General features: G+C 42.1%; 19 protein-coding genes and 1 tRNA gene. 6 read left to right on the forward strand and 14 right to left on the reverse strand.

Features of this window, described 5'->3' with window-relative positions; genetic code table 11:
• Positions 1-16 precede the first annotated feature (16 nt).
• From ALE3EI_RS03050 to ALE3EI_RS03060, 3 genes are all read left to right on the forward strand, one after another.
• Complete coding sequence (locus ALE3EI_RS03050) at positions 17-802, forward strand: hypothetical protein (RefSeq protein ID WP_186990724.1); 786 nt, start codon at positions 17-19, stop codon at positions 800-802.
• Between the two features lie 116 nt (positions 803-918).
• Entirely contained in the window at positions 919-1,419 is a 501-nt protein-coding gene (locus ALE3EI_RS03055) for a DUF456 domain-containing protein (protein ID WP_186990726.1), read from the forward strand.
• Positions 1,420-1,480: 61 nt separating this feature from the next.
• The gene (locus ALE3EI_RS03060) at positions 1,481-2,584 is read left to right on the forward strand and encodes a type 2 periplasmic-binding domain-containing protein (protein ID WP_186990728.1); all 1,104 of its coding nucleotides are present in this window, start codon (positions 1,481-1,483) and stop codon (positions 2,582-2,584) included.
• 18 nt (positions 2,585-2,602) lie between these two features.
• On the opposite strand, the gene ALE3EI_RS03065 is transcribed toward ALE3EI_RS03060, so the two are convergent.
• From ALE3EI_RS03065 to ALE3EI_RS03095, 7 genes are all read right to left on the reverse strand, one after another.
• Positions 2,603-3,157: a nitroreductase family protein gene (locus ALE3EI_RS03065; protein WP_186990730.1), complete on the reverse strand. Its 555-nt coding sequence runs from the start codon at positions 3,155-3,157 to the stop codon at positions 2,603-2,605.
• A gap of 95 nt (positions 3,158-3,252) precedes the next feature.
• Positions 3,253-5,337, reverse strand: a complete 2,085-nt coding sequence (locus ALE3EI_RS03070; RefSeq protein ID WP_186990732.1) for a glycosyltransferase family 9 protein — start codon at positions 5,335-5,337, stop codon at positions 3,253-3,255.
• 75 nt (positions 5,338-5,412) lie between these two features.
• A complete protein-coding gene (locus tag ALE3EI_RS03075; protein ID WP_186990734.1) occupies positions 5,413-6,093 on the reverse strand; it encodes a hypothetical protein in 681 nt (226 codons plus the stop codon).
• A gap of 180 nt (positions 6,094-6,273) precedes the next feature.
• Positions 6,274-7,041 (reverse strand): hypothetical protein, encoded by a 768-nt coding sequence (locus tag ALE3EI_RS03080; RefSeq protein ID WP_186990736.1) that lies wholly within the window; start codon positions 7,039-7,041, stop codon positions 6,274-6,276.
• Between the two features lie 99 nt (positions 7,042-7,140).
• Complete coding sequence (locus ALE3EI_RS03085) at positions 7,141-8,835, reverse strand: DUF2207 domain-containing protein (protein ID WP_222614546.1); 1,695 nt, start codon at positions 8,833-8,835, stop codon at positions 7,141-7,143.
• A gap of 7 nt (positions 8,836-8,842) precedes the next feature.
• On the reverse strand, positions 8,843-9,403 hold the full coding sequence (locus tag ALE3EI_RS03090; protein ID WP_186990738.1) for a LemA family protein: 561 nt from the start codon (positions 9,401-9,403) through the stop codon (positions 8,843-8,845).
• A gap of 196 nt (positions 9,404-9,599) precedes the next feature.
• Entirely contained in the window at positions 9,600-11,069 is a 1,470-nt protein-coding gene (locus ALE3EI_RS03095) for an HTTM domain-containing protein (protein WP_186990740.1), read from the reverse strand.
• A gap of 263 nt (positions 11,070-11,332) precedes the next feature.
• Here ALE3EI_RS03095 and ALE3EI_RS03100 point away from each other — a divergent pair, with 263 nt between their 5' ends.
• Entirely contained in the window at positions 11,333-12,022 is a 690-nt protein-coding gene (locus ALE3EI_RS03100; protein ID WP_186990741.1) for a class I SAM-dependent methyltransferase, read from the forward strand.
• A gap of 939 nt (positions 12,023-12,961) precedes the next feature.
• On the opposite strand, the gene ALE3EI_RS03105 is transcribed toward ALE3EI_RS03100, so the two are convergent.
• From ALE3EI_RS03105 to trxA, 4 genes are all read right to left on the reverse strand, one after another.
• Positions 12,962-13,035: transfer RNA gene (locus ALE3EI_RS03105), tRNA-Asp, on the reverse strand.
• A 248-nt stretch (positions 13,036-13,283) separates the two neighbouring features.
• Positions 13,284-14,213, reverse strand: a complete 930-nt coding sequence (locus ALE3EI_RS03110) for a DUF58 domain-containing protein (RefSeq protein ID WP_186990743.1) — start codon at positions 14,211-14,213, stop codon at positions 13,284-13,286.
• Between the two features lie 191 nt (positions 14,214-14,404).
• The gene (locus tag ALE3EI_RS03115) at positions 14,405-14,950 is read right to left on the reverse strand and encodes a ClpP family protease (protein ID WP_186990746.1); all 546 of its coding nucleotides are present in this window, start codon (positions 14,948-14,950) and stop codon (positions 14,405-14,407) included.
• 117 nt (positions 14,951-15,067) lie between these two features.
• Entirely contained in the window at positions 15,068-15,385 is a 318-nt protein-coding gene (gene trxA, locus ALE3EI_RS03120; RefSeq protein ID WP_186990748.1) for a thioredoxin, read from the reverse strand.
• 447 nt (positions 15,386-15,832) lie between these two features.
• On the opposite strand from trxA, the gene ALE3EI_RS03125 reads away from it, so the two are divergent.
• Positions 15,833-16,711, forward strand: coding sequence for a pirin family protein (locus ALE3EI_RS03125; protein ID WP_186990750.1), 879 nt, complete (start codon positions 15,833-15,835; stop codon positions 16,709-16,711).
• Between the two features lie 120 nt (positions 16,712-16,831).
• Positions 16,832-17,770 carry a DUF5996 family protein gene (locus tag ALE3EI_RS03130; protein WP_186990752.1) on the forward strand — a complete coding sequence of 313 codons (939 nt, stop codon included), beginning with the start codon at positions 16,832-16,834 and terminating at the stop codon, positions 17,768-17,770.
• A gap of 24 nt (positions 17,771-17,794) precedes the next feature.
• On the opposite strand, the gene ALE3EI_RS03135 is transcribed toward ALE3EI_RS03130, so the two are convergent.
• The 3 genes from ALE3EI_RS03135 to ALE3EI_RS03145 all read right to left on the reverse strand — a co-directional run bounded on the left by ALE3EI_RS03135 (position 17,795) and on the right by ALE3EI_RS03145 (position 23,354).
• Complete coding sequence (locus ALE3EI_RS03135; protein WP_186990754.1) at positions 17,795-18,391, reverse strand: Crp/Fnr family transcriptional regulator; 597 nt, start codon at positions 18,389-18,391, stop codon at positions 17,795-17,797.
• A 17-nt stretch (positions 18,392-18,408) separates the two neighbouring features.
• Positions 18,409-22,758: a DNA polymerase III subunit alpha gene (gene dnaE, locus ALE3EI_RS03140; protein ID WP_186990756.1), complete on the reverse strand. Its 4,350-nt coding sequence runs from the start codon at positions 22,756-22,758 to the stop codon at positions 18,409-18,411.
• Positions 22,759-22,904: 146 nt separating this feature from the next.
• Positions 22,905-23,354 (reverse strand): ferritin-like domain-containing protein, encoded by a 450-nt coding sequence (locus ALE3EI_RS03145; protein ID WP_186990758.1) that lies wholly within the window; start codon positions 23,352-23,354, stop codon positions 22,905-22,907.
• Positions 23,355-23,375: the final 21 nt, after the last annotated feature.

The raw sequence follows: 23,375 nt of genomic DNA on the forward strand, positions 1-23,375 counted from the left end.
ACAAAGACGGAAGATCATGAGAAAAACAATTACGCTATTTTTATTTCTTATATCCTTTTACACCGTGGCAGCCACTATAAACTGTGGAACTGCTTATCAAGATGGAACTTATGGTTTGCAGCATGCCGAAAAGGCCCTTGAAGCGAATAATATCAAACATCTAAAGGAATATGCCCTACGCTCCATGGAAGCTCAACAAAGGGTATTCGAATCTACCGAACAATGTGGCTGTTCCGAGGCCAATAATTCGAGTTATAACGCTATCGAAAAGCTAAAAAAAGCACTTGCAGCAGAAAAGTTTGATATGGTAAGATATTATGTGAAAAACGCATTGGCCGATACCCGATCTGTTCTATTGGCCCTAGACCTGTGCACTGCCTCTGTTTCTTATTATGCCGTCGGCACATCCATCGATGAATTGTCACTTCAGGAGCAGGAACTATTGGAGCAACAGCAGCAATTAATTGAAAAGCAAAAGAAGATCGAAGAACAATTAAAACTGCAGCAAGAACTTCAGATGAAAATAAGGGCGCAAAAAGAAGAAAAATTTGCTGCACAAAAAAAACTACAAATTGAAGCGGAAACGAATCTCACCAAGCTGGAAGAAAGCATCCGTTCCATCGTAATTCAGATGCAATGTGACCCGGGTTACGAATTTACCACAAATAACTACCATCGAACCGATAAAGAATTGGAGGGTGAGTCGTTACACGCAACATATTCATTTTATTCAGACCAGGCTCAGCAAATGGCAAACCAACTAATCACGATCTTGTCCAATTGCCGTAAAAAAGATAAATAATTATTCAGCCTCCTTGCTTGTAAACAAAATTACCGTCCCGCTTTTTTGTATAACTATATCGCTACATTCTCTTTTCATGTAACATTGCACATTTTTTACCGTCTTATGGTGTAGCAATGGATCTCGTTTTAGTTTCAATTGGCCTTATTCTCATGTTCGTTGGGATCTTTGGCAGTATTCTACCTATTTTGCCGGGAGTACCGGTTAGTTGGGCTGGCTTGGTGGTTCTTCACCTGGCGCCCTCTATCACATTTAACTGGACCTTTATCATTATTACCGGTATTGTGGCCATCAGCCTCTACATCCTCGATTACATTATTCCGGCACTTGGCACCAAACATTTTGGAGGTAGTAAAGCAGGTGCCTGGGGAACAACCATAGGTTTGGTGGTAGGAATTCTGGCTCCTATTCCCTTCGGTATCCTTATCGGTCCTTTTGCCGGGGCCCTCATTGGTGAACTTGTCTTTAACAGAACTAAAGGCCGTCAAGCCTTTAAAGCTGCCATTGGGTCATTTATTGGATTTCTGGCTTCTACATTCATTAAATTTACGGCAACGGTCGTATACCTTGGGCTATTTGCTTTTAAGGTCTACGAAAACTGGGAGCTACTGTTTTAATCTTTACATTTCCATGATGACATTTTATGAGCAATACGATGCTTTATAAAAACCAATCATTATGTCGGCAAAAATTCTCTTCAGTTTACTGCTCTCCGCAACCTTCTTCACGTCCTGTCTCAATCTAACAGAAGATAGGATCACAGGCACTTCAGAAAATACTATTTCAGAAAAAAATCCTGACCAACTGGAATACAAGATCATCATGGACAATAAACGAAACATGCCAATGGCACGAATCCCTTTACCTGCTTCCTGGCAAATGAACACTAACGACCCAACCGTATTGCTCGAAGGACCGGGCGGACTAAAAGTAGGTAATCTTAGGAACAACATGTTTATTGCGACCAACGATCCCTATATGCAACAAGCATATTCTCAAAGTGGGACCCAACTGCGTATAAATCCGGGTCTGATGAATGTCTTCGATCAGGACTTTGTTCCCCAGTTACGGCAAAACGGTTTTACAGTTAAAGCAAAATACCCGCTTCCCAAAATGGTGGAAAGTGATAAGAATTACTTCAGTAAACTATATAAAACAGCTCCCTCTCAGAACAAATATGAAGCAATCGCTGTGGAACTGCAGGATCAAAACAACACCTCTCTTCTTTTTGTGATACGCTCCTTCGATTCTTATGCTCAGGGAACTTCTATGTGGGGCTATTACGGATATGCATTGGAAGCACCCACATCAGCATTCGAAGCAGCGAAGAATCATTTTTTGTTTGGAATTCAGAATATAGAATACAATCCGCAACAGATCGCCCTGTACAATCAGGAGGAACAACAAAAAGCGAACGCGAGCTGGGCATCCCATAATCAGAAAATGGCTGCCAATCAGCGTAACTTTGAAGCCCAGCAAGCGGCATTCAAAAGCTCAAACGATGCCATAAACAAATCGATGATGGATACCTGGAGGAACAATAATGCGTCATCGGACAGGATGCAGGAAAAAACAGTAGATGGGATCTGGGAACAAAAGAACATGACCAATACTTCTACGGGACAGACTTATAAAGTGGAAGACGGGGCAAGCAATTACTGGATGAATTCTAATGGAGAATACATAAAAACCAACGATAATTTTTACAATCCGAATACCGATAATACGGTAAACAATCAAAGCTGGAACCGAATGGACGCCACAGATGACGGCGGGTATTAGTTTATATTTAAAAACAGTCTATAACCAGGTTGTTTTTTCGCTTATTGGCGTTTTACGGTGCCCTTCGGGGAGTTCTCCATTGTATTTCCCCATATAGAAAAAGCCGAGACAACGTTCACCGTCTTCCATTTCAAAAAATTCATTCATATACTTTATTACACCGGGAGAGCCCCAATAGCTTCCAATTCGCATGGTCGAAGCCATAAGCCACATATTCTGAACTGCCATAGCCGTAGAGGCAATTTCTTCCCACTCCGGGATTGATTCAGAAGGATCCCGCTGCATACAGATCGCTATGATGCAAGCTGCCTTTAAAGGGTTTTCTTGATATTTTCTGTATTTAACTTCAGAAAAATTCTCGCCTTTTTCTTTATATGTTTTAGCAAGGAAGCCTGCCAGTTTTTTCTTTGCGTCTCCCTGTAAGACCTTAAAACGCCACGGTTCTGTACGTCGATGGGTTGGAGCCCAGTTGGCAGCTTCTAAAATGGCTTGAATTTCCTCTTTGCTAATGGGATCACTGTTGTATTGTGCAGGATAGACAGCTCTTCTACTGCTTATTATTTCTGAGATCATTGGTTTTATTTAAGGCCGAATATAATAAAAAAGCTTCCGGAATGGAAGCTAATTGAATGGATAGAATAAATATTATTATCGAGGAAACAAATACTTCAAGCTTGTATCACTTTGCTCTGAAATTTCGGAAGCTTAAAAAGGATATGTTGTTGCTGCAATACATCAATGACCATTTTAAAATCGGCGTCATTATCAAAGTCGTCGGTTTTATCTATAAGTAATGCCTCAACATTTCTCTTCATATCGTCGCTATGATATTCCAACAATAATTCCTGATCTCCCAAAGTGATAAGACAATCATTTTCAGTAGTATCGAATTTAGTCTGCGGATTTACAACCAGATCGTTTTCAAGGTTCGGATATGCTCGTTGCAAGACCTTATACAGTGCTTCCAGCACGCGATCTACGGTCACCGAATTCAAACAGATCTTATGGTCGCAATTCAGGATCACGTCGTAATTACACAGAATATTACAAACCCCTTGTTTCCCCCAAATCAGTTCGTTGAACTGAGCAAAACTTCCCCAGCTTCCGGGGCCGGTTGGTCCGTAGATCCCAACAGTTGGAACATTAAACGCTCCGGCAACGTGAGTGATCCCCGCATCATTCCCAACGTGAAACAAGGCACCCGCCATGGCATTTCCAACATCGATCATTCCACCGGTAACGAACTCCACATGTGGCATTTTTTTAGTAAAGTACTGCTCGATATCGGGGTCATCCGGTCCCATGATGACCTTGCAACTCAGATTGGGATATATCTCAGATAGTCGCTCTATTAGTTTAGCATATTTATCGGTAGGCCATATCTTCAGAAGAAAACCCGCTCCGTGATGTACCACAAAATAGGGGTTGTCCATATCGGGTTGTCTCTCGAAAAAGGGATACCGTTCCATATTATTATCGATATCGGCATGCAGCTTTGAAGCCGTATCAATATAATGTTGAATAGCGTGTTGATTCACTTTTTTATGAGTGGGATATCTCAAGGCATGAGGAAGCCGATACCCCCTGAAAGCCGGGTAATTTCCGAATTCATATATATTGTCGTATTGATCTTCCTGCAGTCTTACTTCCTTTTCATTTACAACCCTCACCCCTTTTAAATGCTTTGCAAAAAAGTCGACCAATCTTGGAGCAACCGCGAAATCCAAAGCATCTGAAACCTCGCCAATTTTATAAATTGAGGGAATAGTAAAAAATATGTCCCCAAGCCCACCATAGCTCTTATACACCAGCACCTTTCCCAGTGAAGGCTGTTTTTTATCTTCGGAATTTTTCAGAATACCGGCTACCTCCTTATAGAAATTTTCAGGAGCTTGTTTCATTTCTTCGATAGCCTGTTCTTTATGATCGGGATAGAAATCGAATGAAAAGGTCCCAATTCTATCATTACTTATCATTTCACAGCCGGAAAGGAAGGCCTCAGCAGCAAGCCGTCCTGAAGGTTCGGGCCATACCGGTTTACAAATGAATTGTTTGGTTTTTCCGAGGATCTCAAGCACCTCATCGTTTGAAACAGGATCGTGAAAGGTTAAATTGGGTGGCATTTCACGCCTCAGCTGACATCTTCCGTAGACCATAAATTTAATTTCGGGATGCTCTTCGGCATAGGTAATGTACTCATGTCCGCCTTTTAAAAAGTTGAGATCCCCAAAAAATGGAATCACACTTTCATCCTTTTCTTCCGAAGGTTTAAGTCGATCGACTTCCACTGTTGGAGGCATGATCAATTTATTGGAAACGGCTTCTCCGTAGAAATCGTAGTGAGCTTCAAAATGTTTCGGAGATTGAAAGACATTGAGGGCCGAACCCTTAAACAAATTCCTGAAGAGATGAAATTTATCGGGATGGCAACAACTGCGTACATTTCTGTCTACGGTACATAAAATATTCCGCCGTACACAAAAATTATAGTCGTACTCAACTTTTATATACGGTGTAGACACATCGATAAGATATTGCGCCAATTCCAATTCATAGTTACATCGCGAAGTACTGTTAAGAACCACCAGATCGGCCTTCTTGATGTATGTTTTAGTATCCTCAAAATTTTTTAGATAGTCGAGTACTACCGTATAGCCCTTTTCTTCACCCAGTTTAATGAGTTGCTGGATGGTAAGTTCTGCTCCGCGTGGTGTTGCCAGCGAAGTATCGTGTAAAAATAGAAGTACGCTCAAAATTTTGGAATAAAGTATAGTTGGACATTTCGAGAATAATCCAAAATGTCCAGCTAACAGTTAACTAACTACAATCTATAGCTTCTCGAAGACCAGAATATCGGTTCCGCCACCGCCACCGCTAACGTCACGGATCTCCACACGGTTTGGCATCACGCTAAACACATCCCATTCATCATTAAACTCATCGAATGGCGAGCCAGAAAAGGCAAGGTTTAATTCCTGACCAGTACTACTCACCAACCAGGTACCATTATTGGTATTACTCCCGTTTGTTGCAGTAACTGCATTTCCGGTCATAAAGTCCACATTGTAACCGTTGTACGTAGCGGTTTGATTTGAACCACTGTCAATATAAGTTTCTACGAACCAAAGTCCGTCCATTAAGATATCAATGAGTTCCTGTGCGTCTCCATAATAACCATCCCCGTAGTAACCATCTCCATAGTATCCATCACCGTAGTAACCATCACCATAATATCCATCGCCGTAATAGCCGTCACCATAGTATCCGTCGCCATAATAGCCATCTCCATAGTAACCATCACCATAGTAACCATCACCATAATAGCCGTCGCCATAATAGCCGTCTCCGTAATAGCCTTCACCATAATAACCTTCTTCGTAATAACCGTCACTGAAAAAGTCTTCCGTGTCGTCTGTAGAGCAGGCCGATACAACAGCTCCTGTAATTGAAATAGTGGACACGGCCAATAAAGCTTGTCCCGATTTTTTGATAAATTTCCTTCTTTCCATGGGTGGTTCTTCTTTATGTAGTTACTAAATATATGAAATCAACCTTCCGATTAAAAACGACCGCATCATTTTAACAATTAATTTGCGTAAAATGCCACGAATCTAAACTACAACAGCTTAGCTGAAAAATACCCTACCCTTGCACTACATATTTTTTAAAAAAATTGCATTTCTGTGAACTTATTGCCTATTGGGGTCGAATGGAAAATTATCTTGTTCATCCGGCACACCATCCAGATCTGAATCCTGAATGCGCTCGGGACCTACTAATAATTGCCAACTAATTGGCAAAAATGTTTCAAAAACCAGTGCATCAAACTCTGCAGTTGGTCCAGAGGATACTGAGGCTGCCATAAAAGTTACATTCAAGGATTGCGACACATGAGAATTTGCCCAAACCAAGGCTGTAGTATTATCGAATTGGATGAGACGTGCCCCAAAGGTTGTAATCAGGTCTCCGTTATTGGTTGTTTTTGTAGTGGTACACAATACCTGCGGATTACCGCTAAAACCGTGAAATGCCATGATCTGATTAATCTCGAAAGCCATTAGATCGTTTATGGCAACAGGCCCGGGAAACGTTGATGTTGGCACATACCGCCACACAGCTGCGTTGTCGTTTCTAATCACGTTCACTCCAATTGTCGCGGTTTGTTGATCAAGAACTTCGGTGGCTGTATAGCCCTGAGGCATAGTAAAACCTAATGCCGGATACTGACTATGAATAAACTGAGCACCGGGGTTTGCAATAAGGGGAGGTTCGGCTAATGGGATTGGAAGTCCGTGGGCATAATCCCAGTACAACGCATCCGGTCCTTGAACCGTATTGCAGATTTGAGAGTTAAAATTGGCAAATTGTTCGGCTTGGGTGCCGGGTCCATCGTCCTTACTGCAGGATAAAGTAGCTACAAAGAAAAAGAAAAGTAAAAGAGTCTTTAAAGTTCTCATGATAATAGTTTTCCTTATCATCGTGATGCACTAAGAATGTCATCAGGAAAAGCATTATTCTTTCATGCTAAATTGAGTCATTACCCTTAAAGATAGTCTTTACCAGCTACCGCCACCTCCACCGCCAAATCCGCCGCCCGAAGATCCACCACCACTGCTTCCGCTGCTTGAAGGAGCACTAACCATAGTAGATCTTGTAGAGGAGATGGCACTTGAGAAAGAATTAGAGAAGCTGTGCATATTGTAAATTCCGGGAGAGGTTGTTGAATACCATTCCGGAGGATTTACGCTCAAGGCTTCAAATTTTTTCGCCCAGCTATTAAAAGCCCCAAACGCCAATGCGTAGCCCATGGTTGATTCAAAATACACAGGACTTTCAGAAATAAGCATTTTGAGTTTATTCTCTTCAGCTGTTTTAATAAATTGTTTGAACCCTTTTAGTTCAGAAAATATTCTATCGCCTTTTTTATTCTTTTTGATCATAAAGATATTGAATATGAGCAATATAACACCACAAACGAACATTGCGACGGCTGCCATCAAACCCCACATATACAGCAGCAGTGGCGTAAAAAGTACAATTAACACAACCAAACTGCAACCGGTGCGGGTTTGTACAGATTTTGATTCGGGCTCGTAATAACGTTGTGCAGCATTTTTCAGTTTGACTTTGGCCGAATTCATTATGGTATAAAACTTATCCTTTAAACTGCTGATAAGCACCTCATCTCGCGTTCCATGACCGAAAAGTCCATTAAAGAACTTGAGCTCGTAGTCGGGAGAATTGGGTGGAAGATCTCTTAATTTCGTAATTCGGGTATCATCTTTTGCCAACCAACCTTTTTTATCGATCTCTTCCATTTTTATGTATCCTTTCGACCCCCAATATGGGATTAAAGCAATGAGATCGGTTGAATCTTCACTGTCATTAATGAGGAATCCGGCCATAGCAGGGTCAAGGTTTTCGGGCGGATAATACGAAACGGTAGTGGTAACCCGTTCATCCCTTCCATATTTGCGCCAAGTAAAATAAAAACCGAGAATGAGTAAACCGAGGATGAGCGTCCATCCATAATCTGTCCAAAATGGCCAGAATGGCTTGATTACTTTAATACTTCCGGGTGGCAGTTTGATAAGCACGGTAACACTGTCACCGTAATTCGATCTCACATTGGGAAAGCTCGCGCCGGCAAATTGTCCATTGGACATATTAATGTCGAAATCTTCACTTAAGGCTGTTGTTCCATAGACCCCTGAATACACAAAACAGTCATCCATGCCTACTGCTGAATTTTCGGGCAGAAAAATAGTGAATTGTACTGCTTTAAAGGTTGCCATCCAATTGGTAGGCTTAATATTCCAGTAAAAAAGGGTAGCATCTTCTTCGTATAAAAATGCATTGGATACCCGATAACGTATTTCATAATGTTGTGGCCCGATGATCGTCTTATTGGGATCCCCGATCTTAATTCTTAAATAGCCTTCTAATTTGCGGGCAAAAGCCCCGGAAGTTTCAAATATATGATTCGGAACCTCTACGTTACTGATCTTAATATCTCGCTTTTCGGGTTTTCCTTCTATATCATCGATCGTATAACTTGTTTGTATATCCCGATAAATCCCGTGTTTATATTGACTGAATGTAATATCATAGCGCTCTACCACATCGAAATATCCCTTTGGACTGATATGAATTTCTACTGAATAATTTTCAACAGAGAATCCTTGCGAGTAACCCAAGGGAATCGCCGAAATAATAAAAAGAGTAATTAATATTCCTTTTATCGACCTCACTTTGAAATTATGAAAAATCCACTTTAATATTCTCTCTGCTTTCGGCTTCTGCTTCAAAGAAATCGAAGTGCTTATAATTTAGCATCCCTGCAAATAACACTCCCGGAAAACTTTCTCCATAGGTATTGTTTTCACGGACCGTTCCGTTGTAATATCTCCGACTGCGTTCCAGATTTTCTTCTATCTCATTGAGTTTTTCCTGCAACTGAATAAAGTTGGTGTTCGCCTTCAGATCCGGGTATGCTTCTCCTAAAGCAAAAATACTACGCAGCGTTTGCTGCAACTGATTTTCGGCTTTGATCTGGGCATTGATATCTTCGGAAGGGACAGACATAGCTGCATTTCGGGCCTTTATTACATCTTCGAGGGTAGATCGCTCATGTGCGGCATATCCCTTTACCGTCTCTACGAGATTAGGAATAAGATCGTATCGTCGTTTAAGAGCTACATCGATATTGCTCCAGGCATCCTGAACCGTGTTTTTGTTCTTAACGAATCTGTTAAACACAGTTACCATAAAAAGACCTATGATAAGTAAAAGGCCCACCGAAAGAATTAGATAAAGCATAGTTGGTTATTTTATTTGAATAGTAATCTATTCAAAATAAATATCTAAGATACTATCTTTTCTGAAATTCTAAGAAAGGGACTTTCAACTTTTCAACAACACTACTCTTTTCAGTGCTATTGGACAATATTAAAACATGGGTGTTATGCCATATTGACCTGATGTATATTCATTGAGTCACCGCGTCGTATTCATCTTATTCTTTTTTCCATTGAAGTGGGGAAATCCAAGATTCACCAAATTGTTCTTTTTCAGAAACCCGAACTAAATCAAGATCCCTTGCAAACATTGGTTGATTCGTTAATCCATTAAAACTTACCTGCACATCTGCACGTATTAAAGGGTCGATGATTCCCGTGCTACTTTCAATTTTTTTATGAAGATATTTTGCTAAATGAATAAAATTATCGGGGTCTTCTGCTAAATGGATGAACTGATTGGTACTTAGAAAGGATGACACCTCTACAGGACCAAACTCCCCCGTCTTCCTGTCTGAAAAAGTCATTTCCAGCGTATTTAATTCCCGCGTTTGCATTTTCATCCGCCATGAAAACCGTACGGCACGCCCCGTCCATTCGGGGTTATCTGTAATAAAAAAATGCCGTAAAGGAAAGGTAATCTGAAAGAGAATAAATAAGCTAAGGCCAATGACGACAGCTTTTCTGCTTCCAGTCCATGGGGAAATCGAAATAGGCTGACTTTCTTCCTGTTGTTCCGACCTAATTTTTGCCTGATTTGCCTGAAATATCCTTCGCTCTGCCTTAGTCATTTTAGGTCGTTTCGGTCTTTTTTCTTTCCTTTTTACTACTTTTTTATGGAATTTCTTCGTAAAAATCGAGTCGATGAACTTTCCAACTTTGTCAGCATCGAAGAACAGTATTGTAGAGCAGATCATTAAAAAGGGAAAGAGTCCAATATCTCCAAAAAGCACTGAATGGTTCAGAAAATTGAATATCAAAATAAAGACTATACCTATGCTCCGTGTCCTTTTATTCAATAACAGAAAAACGATTAGCAAGTCATACACCAGGCCTACATATTTGATGAGCCAAACTAAAACATCCTTGGGAATAATACTAGTTAACCCGCCCGTACGAGATTCTTGTACCATGATCTGAACCAGGTCTGTGTTTAACCAGTTTGGTGAAAGCTTAGCGATTCCTCCGAAGAAATATGGCAACCCAATAAGAAACATTAAAATATACTGATTCCATGCAGGAATAAGGTCAGTAGTGATTTGTTTTGAGAAATATGCTTTTAAGCTATATTTTCGGTCTGCCGAAATAAAAATTAAAACAAAGGATATGAGCGATATCAGATACAGATGGTTGTTATACAAGGTCTTATCGATGAACGAAAAATACGTGAAGCCGATACAAAAAAATAACATCGCGTAGCGATACAAAAACCCCACTGTAATCAATACCGATGACGCCAGTAAACCGAAATGTATCAATTTCATGACCGATTCAGAGAGTGGGCTTAAAAATTCGAGACCCTGATAAGGAAAAAGCAATTCCGGTCCTGTTAAGAATTGATACGTATAGTCCAACTGATAATAATAGATCATCTGATAGACCATAAACAGCCCGAAAATTATTCGGTATAAACTAACGATAGAAGCATTGGTGGGAGCGAAGAGAAATTGACCTAACCTATCGAACATTGTTGAAATCTGGCTTTATACAACTCAAATATACCTTTTCTTGTAGTATAATTTCAAAAATTAGAGAAAACTGATCGTTCAAAGACAAATTTTAAAAGTGCTCGAAAAACGAATCTGATTCATTAATCACAACGAAATCGGAAAACTAGCTTTTGTTTTAATTCTTCTGAAAAATTATTTAATAATGGGCTTTGTGTCAGTATTTTTTTAAAAAAAATTCACCGTAATATACTAACTTAGCTAAAGGATCCATGGCTTTTAAAATGCAAACAGAACATAATATAGCAACTGAGTTTGATAAGTTTTCGGTTAACTATACCACCGATATGATAGGTTGTGTGCCGCATTATTTAGATCTACTGGCATCTTTTACTAAAGATCTACCCCGGGAATTCTTTCCTTATCAAATCCTTGATCTGGGTTGTGGCAATGGTAATGTAACTTCAGAAGTACTGAAGCTATTTCCTGATTCCAACTATACGCTATTGGATGCATCGGATGAAATGATCCGTATCTGCAAACAGCGGTTTCAGCAGTATCCTATGACCTATATAACTTCCTATTTTCAGGATCACGTTTTTGAAGAAAACCTGAATGACATGGTGGTGGCCGGATTCAGCCTACATCATTGTCATTCCGAAGAAAAAAAGAGGCTTTTTAAAGCGATATTTCATTCTCTGAAAAATGCAGGGATCTTTGGGTTTAGTGACCTGATGATAGATAAAAATTCACCTGAACATCCCGAATTGATAAAAGAGTGGAAATCGTTTGTATTTAAAAGCTTTCCCGACGGTGAAAAATGGAATTGGCTCATGGATCACTATCGCGATTATGACAAACCTGATGACTATAAAAATCAGATAACATGGCTATACGAAGCGGGCTTTAATGATGTGAAAATAGTTATGAGGCAAGATTATTGGATACATATTCGTGCGACAAAACAGACATAAAGCTCGGCTCAACCAAATTAAGGCACATCCCCGGTTTACACCAAAATTATCGAAGATTTTCCATGATGCTCTTAGGACAAACTCTAAGATCCCGCTTTAAACGGGATTAATTCGACAACGAGAATCAAAGATTCTCTGTCATTTGCTTTCAGAATTAAGGGATGAAATCCCGCTTAGAGCGGGATTAGTTCGACCACGAGAATCAGAGATTCTCTGTCATTAGCTTTCAGAGTTAAGGGATGAAATCCCGCTTAGAGCGGGATTAGTTCGACCACGAGAATCAGAGATTCTCTGTCATTTGCTTTCAGAAATAAGGGATGAAATCCCGCTTAGAGCGGGATTAGTTCGACCACGAGAATCAGAGATTCTCTGTCATTTGCTTTTAGAAATAAGGGATGGGATCCCGCTTAGAGCGGGATTAGTTCGACCACGAGAATCAGAGATTCTCTGTCATTTACTTTCAGAAATAAGGGATGGGATCCCGCTTAGAGCGGGATTAGTTCGACCACGAGAATCAGAGAGTCTCTGTCATTAGCTTTCAGAGTTAAGGGATGAAATCCCGCTTAGAGCGGGATTAGTTCGACCACGAGAATCAGAGATTCTCTGTCATTTGCTTTCAGAAATAAGGGATGGGATCCCGCTTAGAGCGGGATTAGTTCGACCACGAGAATCAGAGATTCTCTGTCATTTGCTTTCAGAAATAAGGGATGGGATCCCGCTTAGAGCGGGATTAGTTCGACCACGAGAATCAGAGATTCTCTGTCTCACTAACAAAAAAAGCCCATCCATCAGGATAAGCTTCTCATTGGTTACTGATCTCTCAGTACCACATCACGCTTTAGCGTGACAACACAACATTTTCATTCCTGCGGAAGCAGGAATCTCACCTAGAGTATCAACTCTTTTTGATGAGATGCCTTCCTACGAAGGCATTTATTGCGGTCTGGACGAGACTCGAACTCGCGACCCCCTGCGTGACAGGCAGGTATTCTAACCAACTGAACTACCAGACCAATTTTCTTACCTGTTTAAAACAGATTCCGACAACAGTCGGATTTAAAGTAATTGCATTTTCAGCGAGGGCAAATATAACACCATTTTTAGTTGTTCCAAATAAAAAAATGAAAAAATAATCCGAATATCACAGCCCGTTTAAAATCAAGGATATACACATCATCATGTAAGGGTTCTAAAAGCCGGCAGACCACACAAGAAAAAGGATAGACGACTAACTCCTAACCACTAACTCCTAATTCCTAATTCACCCAAACTTCTGTCGTTCTACCAGATAGGTAGTAAGTATCTTATTAAAATGCTCCTGTATATTTACCGGAACATATTTTATACGGTATTGTCCGCACTTTACTTTTAATTCGTCAAAATAATCCTGAACAGCCTGTTCGTAATTATTCTTTATATTATCGGCGTACAAATCTACGTGATCGCCCGTTTCCACGTCCACAAATCGTCTGGGTCTGTTGCTGAAATCAAATTGCAACTCGGTTTCCTTATCGTAGGTATGAAACAAAACTACTTCGTGCTTGTTGTATTTTAAATGCTGAAGCGCCTCGAACAAAGCCGATTCCTCGGCATCACTCTGAAACATATCGGTAAACAAAAACACCAGTGAACGGCGTTTCAGTTTTTCGGCTATTAGATGTAAATGCGTATAGGTCTTAGTGGTAACCTGTTTTCGGTCGGTTCGCAATGCTTCATTCAGTTTGCCCAACAACATTTGATGGTGGCGCTCACTGCCCTTTTCATTGCTGTAAAATTCATATACATCACTGTAAATACTCATCCCTACAGCATCACGCTGCCGTTTCAACAAATTCATGATCGCCGCCGCGGCCAATACCGAAAAACCTATCTTGTTTAGATTATTTATATTGAATTGCTTCAATTTCGGGTAATGCATAGAACTGCTGTTGTCGAGGATAAGGTGACAGCGTAAATTGGTCTCTTCCTCGTAACGCTTGGTATAAAGCTTGTCCGTCTTGGCAAACAGCTTCCAGTCGATGTGTTTGGTACTCTCCCCGTTGTTGTAGATCTTGTGCTCGGCAAATTCAGCAGAAAAACCGTGAAACGGACTCTTATGTAGCCCCGAAATAAACCCCTCGACCACCTGAGTAGCCAGCAACTCCAGATTCTTAAACCCGGTAATTTCGTTTATCTCTTTTTCAATGTTCATTTTTTTGCTTTGAGCGCTTCAATAGATTTATGATGCGTGTGCAGACCTTACTTTAATTATTGTTCTATGCATTGTAGGCTGTAGGCAAAAATCTAACCATCCAATTATCCCAACTTCCGACTCCCGACTTCACACTTCCGACTTCATACTTCAAACTTCCAACTTCCAACTTCTTACGACTCACTCCTAATCTACTTCGCCACCTCATCTACGATTCCGTATGCAATACTTTCCTCAGCACCCATCCAGTGATCCCGGTTGAAATCTTTCATCACCTTCTCAAATTTCTGACCGCAATTTTTGGCGAGGATCTTAGCACTCAGTTCTTTCGTCTTTAAGATCTCCTGTGCCGTGATTTCAATATCGCTGGCAGGTCCTCTGGCACCCCCGCTGGGCTGATGGATCATCACCCGCGCATGGGGCTGAATAAACCGACGTCCCTTTTCTCCGGCCGAAAGCAAAATACTTCCCATAGAAGCTGCCAGACCCGTGCAAATGGTCGACACCGGACTCTTAATCCCCCGCATCGTATCGTAAATGGAAAAACCGCTGGTGACATAGCCACCCGGACTGTTGATATAGAATTTTATTTCCTCATGGTTCAGTGAATCCAGATAATACAGCCGGTCTACCACGTGTTTCGCGCTTTTATCGTCTACCATGCCCCATAAGAACACCTTGCGGTCACTCAATAACTGATTGTCTATCTGATCCTGAACTTTATTTACTTTTTCCATAAATGATACCCGAAAACCCGGTACGGTTTTAATATGTTACATTCAATTAATTGTTCTGAAAATTAAAAAAGGCCTGGCGATTCGCCAAGCCTTTTGCATATTTATTTTCGTAAGCCGTTATAAAAGCGAATCGATAGCCTCGGCATACACGTTTTTTGGTGCTACACCAACCTGTCTGCCAACTAATTCTCCTTTGTTAAACACCAATACTGTAGGAATGTTTCTAACACCGTATTTAGCGGCAAACTCCTGATTGGCATCTACGTCTACTTTACCAACTACGGCCTTTCCTTCGTAGTCATTACTTATCTCATCTATAATGGGACCTACCATTCTGCAAGGTCCGCACCACGCTGCCCAAAAATCAACCAATACCGGTTTATCACTCTTTAATACGGTCTCTTCAAAGGTTGCGTCTGTTATTTCTAAAGCCATTTTCTTTAATTTTGATTAATACACAAAAATAGTCAATTTTTACGCCAAACCTTACAGGCTTAACATTAGTTTAGGCAATAGCCCTATCGATGTTTGTTATGCGGGCCCCTCTGTCGTTATCACGCCATAGCGCCGGGCTTTTCGCTCCAATTCCGTTTTGCAAAAGCAAATCCGGGATTTCCACTGCAATCCCTGCCCGGAGGTTGGTTATTGTTATTGTTATTGTTATTGAAAAAAAAATAGGTAGCAAAGACTCAAAGTTTCAGAGTATCAAAGAAGCAAAGTATAAAACTTAGTATCTTACCAACTCATCAACGCACTTCTGACTTCTGACTTCTGACTTCTGGCTTCTGGCTTCTGACTTCTGACTACGCACTACTTCTTACCATACATCAATGCCCGTCAAAACTTTCCTTCCTAACTTTGTTATAATCAAAATCATAACGCATGAACACAAAAAATATAGAACTCGTAGCCGCCCCTCGTCCGCCGCACTTTGTTGGCGACGGATTTAGAGTGCACAATTTTATCCCCAGCGGATTCCGTCTCGATATGCAACGTATGGATCCGTTTATTTTAATGGATTACAACTCCAAATTCTATTTTCCGCCTTCACAAAAACCCAAAGGCGTAGGCGTACATCCGCATCGCGGTTTTGAAACCGTGACCATTGCCTACCAAGGCAAAGTAGCCCATCACGACAGCAGTGGCGGTGGCGGCGTAATTTCTGAAGGCGGGGTACAATGGATGACCGCTGCTTCGGGTGTGCTTCACAAAGAATACCACGAAGAGGAATTCAGTAAAAATGGAGGTGATTTCCAAATGGTACAGTTGTGGGTAAATCTGCCCGCCAAAGACAAAATGTCCAAACCTAAATATCAGGCACTAAACCACCAGGATCTTGCAAAAGTTTCTCTGCCCGATAAGGGGGGTGTCGTGGAAGTAATAGCGGGTGAATATCAGGGAACAAAGGGACCGGCATCCACCTTTACCAAAATACACATGATGAATGCCCGACTTCAAAAAGGCGGTAAAGCAAATTTCAGTTTTCCGGCCCACTACAATAGTTGTCTCTTAGTCGTGGAAGGCTCGGTTACCGTAAACGATTCCGAAGCAGTGCCTACAGATCATTTCGTGCTATTTGAAAATGAAGGTGAAGATTTTACAGTGTCCGCTCCTGAAAATGCCGTGGTACTCATCCTAAGCGGCGAACCCATCAACGAACCCATCGCAGCCCAAGGGCCTTTCGTAATGAACAGCCGCGAAGAGCTTAACCAGGCTATCGCCGACTATAATATGGGGAAGTTCGGATATCTGGAAGATTAAATGTAATGACTACCTTTAATAGCTTGTCTGTGAGCACAATGCTCGCAGATAAGCCCCGGTAGCATAAAAAGGAGCTCATTAATAAATAAGTCTGCTCACTATAAACCAAAATACAGCACCATGAAAAACACATTTCAATTACCACAAATCCCATACGTCGAGAACGAAAAGAGCAAACTCACCCTACACCTCTTCCTGCAGATTATTGGTAAGATTCGTTTAAAGATGACCCCGCGAAAAAATCACTGGTGGTACATTACATTTTATACCGACAGCCTCGGACTCACAACCGGTCCCATTTCCTATAATTTGGGGATGGAACGTGTGACCTTTTCCTTTAATTTCCTAAATCACCGTTTCGAAATTATAAATAGCCAAGGGAAACGCCAGTATATCGCACTGGAAAACGGACTTACGGTCGCGGATTTCTATTTAAAACTGATGACCATGTTAAAAGACTTAGAGATTGACGTACAGATCCTGGACAAACCCTATGATCTGGGAATGGATAAACGCTTTTCCGAAATCACCGAATTTCACCACTACAACAAAGAATACAGTCAAAATCTATGGCAGATCCTGTTATGGGTAGACGATGTCTTTAAAGAGTTCAGCGGTCGCTTTTACGGAAAGACATGTCCGGTTCATTTATACTGGCACTCTATGGACCTTACAGTTACGCGATTTTCGGGTAAGAAAGCCCCTGCGATGCCAAAAGAAGCCCGAATTTCAGATAAGGATGCCTATACCCATGAATGCATAAGTTTCGGTTTCTGGGCGGGAGATCCGAACACCCCCGAAGCTGCTTTTTATTCATATACCTTTCCCTCCCCCGAAGGTATGAAGAATGAAACGCTTCAACCTGCCTCCGCAAACTGGATCGATGCTAATGGGAGCGCTATGGCCATACTAACATATAACAAATTATTGCAAGAACAGAACCCCAGAACGGCCTTGCTAAATTTTTTAGAATCTGCTTATCAGGCCGGAGCCAAGCGCGCAGACTGGAACATCGAAGAACTTACGGTGCCGTCGCTGGAAGTATTAAAGAATACGTAAAAAAAAGGACGGGCAGTCACCTCATCAAGAAGGTTTAAAATTCTTATCGGCAAGCTCTTTTCGTACTCTGCTTAAACTTTCGGGAGTAATGCCCAAATAGGAGGCGATCATCCATTGTGGAACACGTAACAACAGATCGGGATATTGTGTTATGAAACTGAGATAACGTTGTTCGGCCGTCGCTCCCAATAACAAATTGATGCGCTTTTGTAAATTGCGAATGTGGTTATGCAACAGGGTCTTGTTGTACTGCCGAAACGCCGCACTTAAATCGGATGCCTTATCGATGGCAGCATCGGGTACAAAGACCACTTCGCTGTCTTCCACGGCTTCTATAAAAAAGTAGGCCGGATCGCTAAAATAAATACTCCCCCGGTCTCCGGTAAACCAGTTCTCCGGTGCAAACTGCACAATATGTTCCTTCCCTGCCTCATCCAACGTATAGGTACGCAGCAAACCTTTTTCCACAAAGATACTGGCATCACAAACCTCCCCCTCGCGCAATAAAAGATCTCCCTTTTTATAGTTGCCGGCTGTCACCAAAGGCATTACATGCTCCACCTCCTCCAGTCGCATCCCGGCCTTTTGAGTGAGGTAAGTGGTGAGGGGTTGGTAAGGCATATTGTTTAAATCAACCATTAATTCAACCTATACCGCACTTGCTCCTTTTCCAGTTCGTCCAACAGTTCTCTGCTTATGGCGACTTTGTGCTTGCGGCTGGGCATATTCAGTTTTAGTTTGTTTTCCACCTCGTAGACCACAAAATGCAACTGCTTATCACCCTTATGCATTTTAAAAAGATCCTTCAGATGTTTTATACGGTCTTCCTTTACCTGATCTATGGGCAATTGTATGGTCAGTTTTTTCGCCTGCTTATCCATCACATCATGCAACATTTGCATGCTGTTGTACTGCAATCGCGGCTCGCCCTTTTTTCCGGTATCCCGGTTTACCCAGCCTTCTTTTACAAATACCCTTCCGTAGATAAAGGAATTGGGCACCAGAAAATGACGAAACTTTAAATATTCCTCTCCGAAGATCTTAAACTCATAACTGTCTTCGTAATCCTCCACCGTAAAGATCGCCCAACCCTTTCCGGCCTTGCTCTCTCTATGCTGAACATCACTAACGATCCCGCCAAAACACAACTCTTTGTTTACAAAATCCTCCAGATGATTAAAATCGGATACCCTACAATTGGTAAAACTCTTCATTTCTATCTTAAAGTCATCCAAAGGATGCCCCGAAATATAGATCCCAACCACTTCTTTTTCCTGTTTCAGTTTTTTCATGGTTCCCCATTCCTCACAAGGCGGAACTTCGGGTTCGGGGATTTGCACTTCACTGGCATCCCCAAATAAGCTTACCTGCGAAGAGTTCTGAGTTTCCTGATACTTGGCAGCATACCGCAATACTTTTTCTATAAACATCACGCCGTCCCCGTCGTCGTGAAGGTACTGTGCTCTGTGCGTGTCGAAACTGTCGAAACCTCCCGCCAGCGCCAGGTTTTCAAAAGCTTTTTTGTTGGCTGCCCGCAGATCGATACGCTTCGAGAGATCGAAGACGCTCTTGTATTTGCCGTCCTTTCGGTTCTCTACGATGGTAGCCACTGCATTTCCGCCCACGCCCTTTACGGCGCCCATCCCAAAACGTATGGCTCCTTGATCGTTTACCGTAAACTTATAAAAGGATTCATTTACATCGGGACCAAGAACTTCCAATCCCATACGCTTACACTCTTCCATAAAGAAGGTCACCTGCTTGATGTCACTCATATTATTGGAAAGCACCGCAGCCATATATTCGGCCGGATAATGTGCTTTTAGATAGGCGGTCTGATAAGCGATCCAGGCGTAGCAGGTAGAGTGGGATTTATTAAAGGCATAACTCGCAAAAGCTTCCCAGTCTTTCCAGATCTTTTCGAGTTTTTCGGGGTCGTGACCCTTTACAGCTGCCTGCTCGATGAATTTGGGTTTCATCTTATCCAGCACCGCTTTTTGCTTTTTCCCCATCGCCTTCCGAAGTACATCTGCCTCACCCTTGGTAAAATCGGCAAGAGACTGGGACAGCAACATCACCTGCTCCTGATAGACCGTAATTCCGTAAGTTTCCTTTAAATATTCCTCCATAGCGGGGAGGTCGTATGTAATTTCTTCTTCCCCGTGCTTTCTGCGAATAAAACTCGGGATATATTCCATTGGTCCGGGGCGATACAGGGCATTCATGGCAATAAGATCGGCAAAGACCGTCGGTTTCAGGTCTTTCATGTGCTTTTGCATCCCCGCACTTTCGTACTGAAATATCCCTACCGTTTCACCTCGTTGAAAGAGTTCGTACGTCTTCTCATCATCCAATGGAAAGGCATCGGGATCCAGATCGATATTGTGTTTGTGCTTAACGATCTTCACGGTATCCTTGATAAGGGTAAGGGTTTTAAGGCCGAGAAAATCCATTTTTAAAAGTCCGGCGCTTTCCACCACCGAGTTATCAAACTGGGTGACATACAAGTCACTGTCTTTGGCCGTGGCTACCGGAACGAAATTTGTAATATCATCGGGGGTAATGATCACTCCACAGGCGTGAATCCCGGTATTTCGCACCGACCCTTCCAGCACTTTTGCTTGTTTAATGGTTTCGGCTTCCAGGTCGTCTCCTTCCGAGAGGTTGAGCAATTCGTTCACCTTCGGCAACTCATCACTTCTGAATTTACTCCGCAACTCACTGTCACTCAATCCGAAGATCTTGTTCAGTTTGGTCATGTTGGGAATAAGCTTTGCGATTCGATCGGCCTGATTTAACGGCAAATCCAGCACCCGAGCCGTATCCCTGATAGAAGATTTTGCGGCCATGGTACCGTATGTGATGATCTGTGCTACCTGATTGCTGCCGTACTTTTCGATCACGTAATCCATGACCTTACTCCGACCTTCATCATCAAAATCGATATCGATATCGGGCATGCTTACACGATCCGGATTTAAAAAGCGCTCAAAAAGGAGGTCGTACTCAATGGGGTCGATATTGGTGATCCAGAGACAATAGGCCACCGCACTTCCTGCGGCCGAACCTCGCCCCGGACCTACCGAAACGCCCATTTTACGGGCTTCAGCTATAAAATCCTGAACGATAAGAAAGTATCCGGGGTATCCGGTATTGGCTATGACTTCCAGCTCAAAATCCAGACGTTGTTTTATTTCCTCGGTGATCTCACCATAACGCTTTTTGGCACCTTCATAAGTGAGGTGTCTTAGGTATGCATTCTCTCCGCGTTTGCCTCCATCGGCATCTTCCAGATGAAGAAATTCCTTGGGAATGGCAAAGTTGGGAAGCAGTACATCGCGCGCCAGTGAAAAGGATTCGATCTTTCCGATCACTTCCGAAATATTTTCAATGGCCTCAGGAAGATCACTGAACAATTCCTTCATTTCCTCCTGCGACTTAAAGTAGTATTCCGAATTAGGAAGACCATAGCGATAGCCTCTTCCTCGCCCAATAGGAGTAGCCTGCTTTTCTCCATCCTTTACACAGAGGAGAATATCGTGTGCGTTGGCGTTTTCCTTATTGATGTAATAGGTGTTGTTACAGGCCACAAGTTTAACCTCGTGTTTTCTTGCGAGTTCTATCAATACCTCATTCACCCGGCGTTCATCCTCCTGATCGTGGCGCATGATCTCCATATAGAGATCGTCACCAAATTGTTCTTTCCACCAGATCAAAGCCTCTTCGGCCTGCGCTTCACCAATATTGAGGACCTTCCCGGGCACTTCCCCGTATAAACTTCCGGTGAGTACAATGATGTTACTTTTATACTGTTCTATAATCTTTTTGTCAATCCGTGGCACATAATAAAAGCCTTCGGTATAGGCAATGGAAGCCATTTTGGCAAGGTTGTGATACCCTTCTTTGTTCTTTGCCAGCAAAACGATTTGGTAACCGTTGTCCTTATGGGATTTGTTAAGATGATCCTCACATACGAAGAATTCGCAACCTACGATAGCTTTGAGCTCCTTTCCCTTGTCTTCTTCTGAAAGGCCTTGATTATAGGTGTTCACCGCCCGCACAAAATGAAAGGCTCCCATCATATTTCCGCTGTCGGTAAGTGCAACGGCCGGCATATTATCGGCTACAGCGGCATTCACCAGGTCCATGGTGCTAGAGGTGGACTGAAGTATGGAAAACTGCGAATGGTTGTGAAGATGCGCAAAAGGCAGGTCTTCGAGCGTGGCAATATTTTCTTTTATTTCTTCGGAAGAGATCTCCTGTGTTTCGGATGCCGCTTCCATAGCTTTCCGGATCTTCTCTGAAGCCTTTTGAAGGTTAATGTGTTTTAAACCGAGTAATTCTATAGGCTGCGGATTGGCCTCTGAAAATTCATTGAAATAATCGGGTTGTACATCCAGTTCTTCCTCAGTAAATATTTGTCGACGAACCAATTCCAGAAAACAACGGGTCGTTGCTTCTACATCGGCGGTTGCATTGTGGGCTTCGGCGAAGGGCTCGTCGAAAAGGAATTCGTGCAGTTCGGTAAGTGTGGGCAATTTAAATTTTCCTCCTCTACCTCCCGGGATCTGACAGAGTTGAGCGGTCGTTTCGGTACAGGTATCAAGAACAGGAAGCTTGGGCAAGGGATCTTTGAGTCCAAGTCGGTGAAACTCGGCCCCCATGATGTTGATATCGAAGCCAAGATTTTGTCCTACGATAAATTTCGTTTTAGAGAGCACTTCAGAAAACTTCCGGAGCACTTCGGCAAGAGGTTCACCTTCTTTTTTAGCCAGCTCGGTGGAAATACCATGGATCTTTTCGGCGTCAAAAGGAATATTATAATCGTCGGGGATTACCAAAAAATCCTGATGTTCCACCATATTTCCCATGGCATCGTGCAACTGCCAGGCGATCTGTACGCAACGTGGCCAGTTATCGCTATCGGTAACCGGGGCATCCCAGCGTTTGGGGAGTCCGGTGGTTTCGGTATCAAAAATCAGGTACATGGGCTCGGTTTCAGAGGATTCTTCAGCAAAAAGTAAAAGTAAAAAAACAGCCGTACAAGCGGAAGTAAAGTTGTAAACAGTTATCGCTTTTTATAAACAAAAAAATCCCGCCAACGGCGGGATCCTCTTTTTCATAGCAATATCTTTTAGGATACAACTACTTCAAAATTCTTGGCATTTCGAATTGCAGCATCGATACTTTCTTTATGCTTGCTCAAAATACTTTGAGTTGTTGGCGGCAAGGTAGTATCATTGATTACTTCGTTATACTCCTCTTTGGCCGCTTTTTCACCTTTAACTACTTCTTCCAGAATGGCTTCCTCATCGTTTGAAGTAAAGGTAGATTTTATATCCATCCAGGTACGGTGTGTAGCACCTTTAAAGCTTCCACTTTTTTCCGGTGTTTCTCCATAATTCCGGATCTCCGATTTTAACTCGTGGCCGAAATCGTATCGGTTTTGGGCCTGATCCTTAAAGAAGGATTTTAACTGTGGATTTTCAACGATCTCAGCGGCTTTTTTATAGCCTTTTTCGGCATCGTAATTCTTTTCTAAAAGTTCATTTAACTTATTCGACATTTTCTCTGTATACTTCATCTTCTTTTCGTTTTAAATGAC

Origin of the sequence: Constantimarinum furrinae (genome assembly GCF_014295415.1) — a bacterium.
Classification (GTDB): Bacteria; Bacteroidota; Bacteroidia; order Flavobacteriales; family Flavobacteriaceae; genus Constantimarinum; species Constantimarinum furrinae.

Bases quoted from the DNA above. Each gene is read 5' to 3' on its own strand.
- ALE3EI_RS03145 (WP_186990758.1), bottom strand. From the start codon at position 23,354: ATGAAGTATACAGAGAAAATGTCGAATAAGTTAAATGAACTTTTAGAA.
- ALE3EI_RS03130 (WP_186990752.1), top strand. From the start codon at position 16,832: ATGAAAAACACATTTCAATTACCACAAATCCCATACGTCGAGAACGAA.
- ALE3EI_RS03075 (WP_186990734.1), bottom strand. From the start codon at position 6,093: ATGGAAAGAAGGAAATTTATCAAAAAATCGGGACAAGCTTTATTGGCC.
- ALE3EI_RS03125 (WP_186990750.1), top strand. From the start codon at position 15,833: ATGAACACAAAAAATATAGAACTCGTAGCCGCCCCTCGTCCGCCGCAC.
- ALE3EI_RS03060 (WP_186990728.1), top strand. From the start codon at position 1,481: ATGTCGGCAAAAATTCTCTTCAGTTTACTGCTCTCCGCAACCTTCTTC.
- ALE3EI_RS03065 (WP_186990730.1), bottom strand. From the start codon at position 3,157: ATGATCTCAGAAATAATAAGCAGTAGAAGAGCTGTCTATCCTGCACAA.
- ALE3EI_RS03055 (WP_186990726.1), top strand. From the start codon at position 919: ATGGATCTCGTTTTAGTTTCAATTGGCCTTATTCTCATGTTCGTTGGG.
- trxA (WP_186990748.1), bottom strand. From the start codon at position 15,385: ATGGCTTTAGAAATAACAGACGCAACCTTTGAAGAGACCGTATTAAAG.
- ALE3EI_RS03090 (WP_186990738.1), bottom strand. From the start codon at position 9,403: ATGCTTTATCTAATTCTTTCGGTGGGCCTTTTACTTATCATAGGTCTT.
- ALE3EI_RS03080 (WP_186990736.1), bottom strand. From the start codon at position 7,041: ATGAGAACTTTAAAGACTCTTTTACTTTTCTTTTTCTTTGTAGCTACT.
- dnaE (WP_186990756.1), bottom strand. From the start codon at position 22,758: ATGTACCTGATTTTTGATACCGAAACCACCGGACTCCCCAAACGCTGG.
- ALE3EI_RS03110 (WP_186990743.1), bottom strand. From the start codon at position 14,213: ATGAACATTGAAAAAGAGATAAACGAAATTACCGGGTTTAAGAATCTG.
- ALE3EI_RS03100 (WP_186990741.1), top strand. From the start codon at position 11,333: ATGCAAACAGAACATAATATAGCAACTGAGTTTGATAAGTTTTCGGTT.
- ALE3EI_RS03115 (WP_186990746.1), bottom strand. From the start codon at position 14,950: ATGGAAAAAGTAAATAAAGTTCAGGATCAGATAGACAATCAGTTATTG.
- ALE3EI_RS03135 (WP_186990754.1), bottom strand. From the start codon at position 18,391: ATGCCTTACCAACCCCTCACCACTTACCTCACTCAAAAGGCCGGGATG.
- ALE3EI_RS03095 (WP_186990740.1), bottom strand. From the start codon at position 11,069: ATGTTCGATAGGTTAGGTCAATTTCTCTTCGCTCCCACCAATGCTTCT.
- ALE3EI_RS03050 (WP_186990724.1), top strand. From the start codon at position 17: ATGAGAAAAACAATTACGCTATTTTTATTTCTTATATCCTTTTACACC.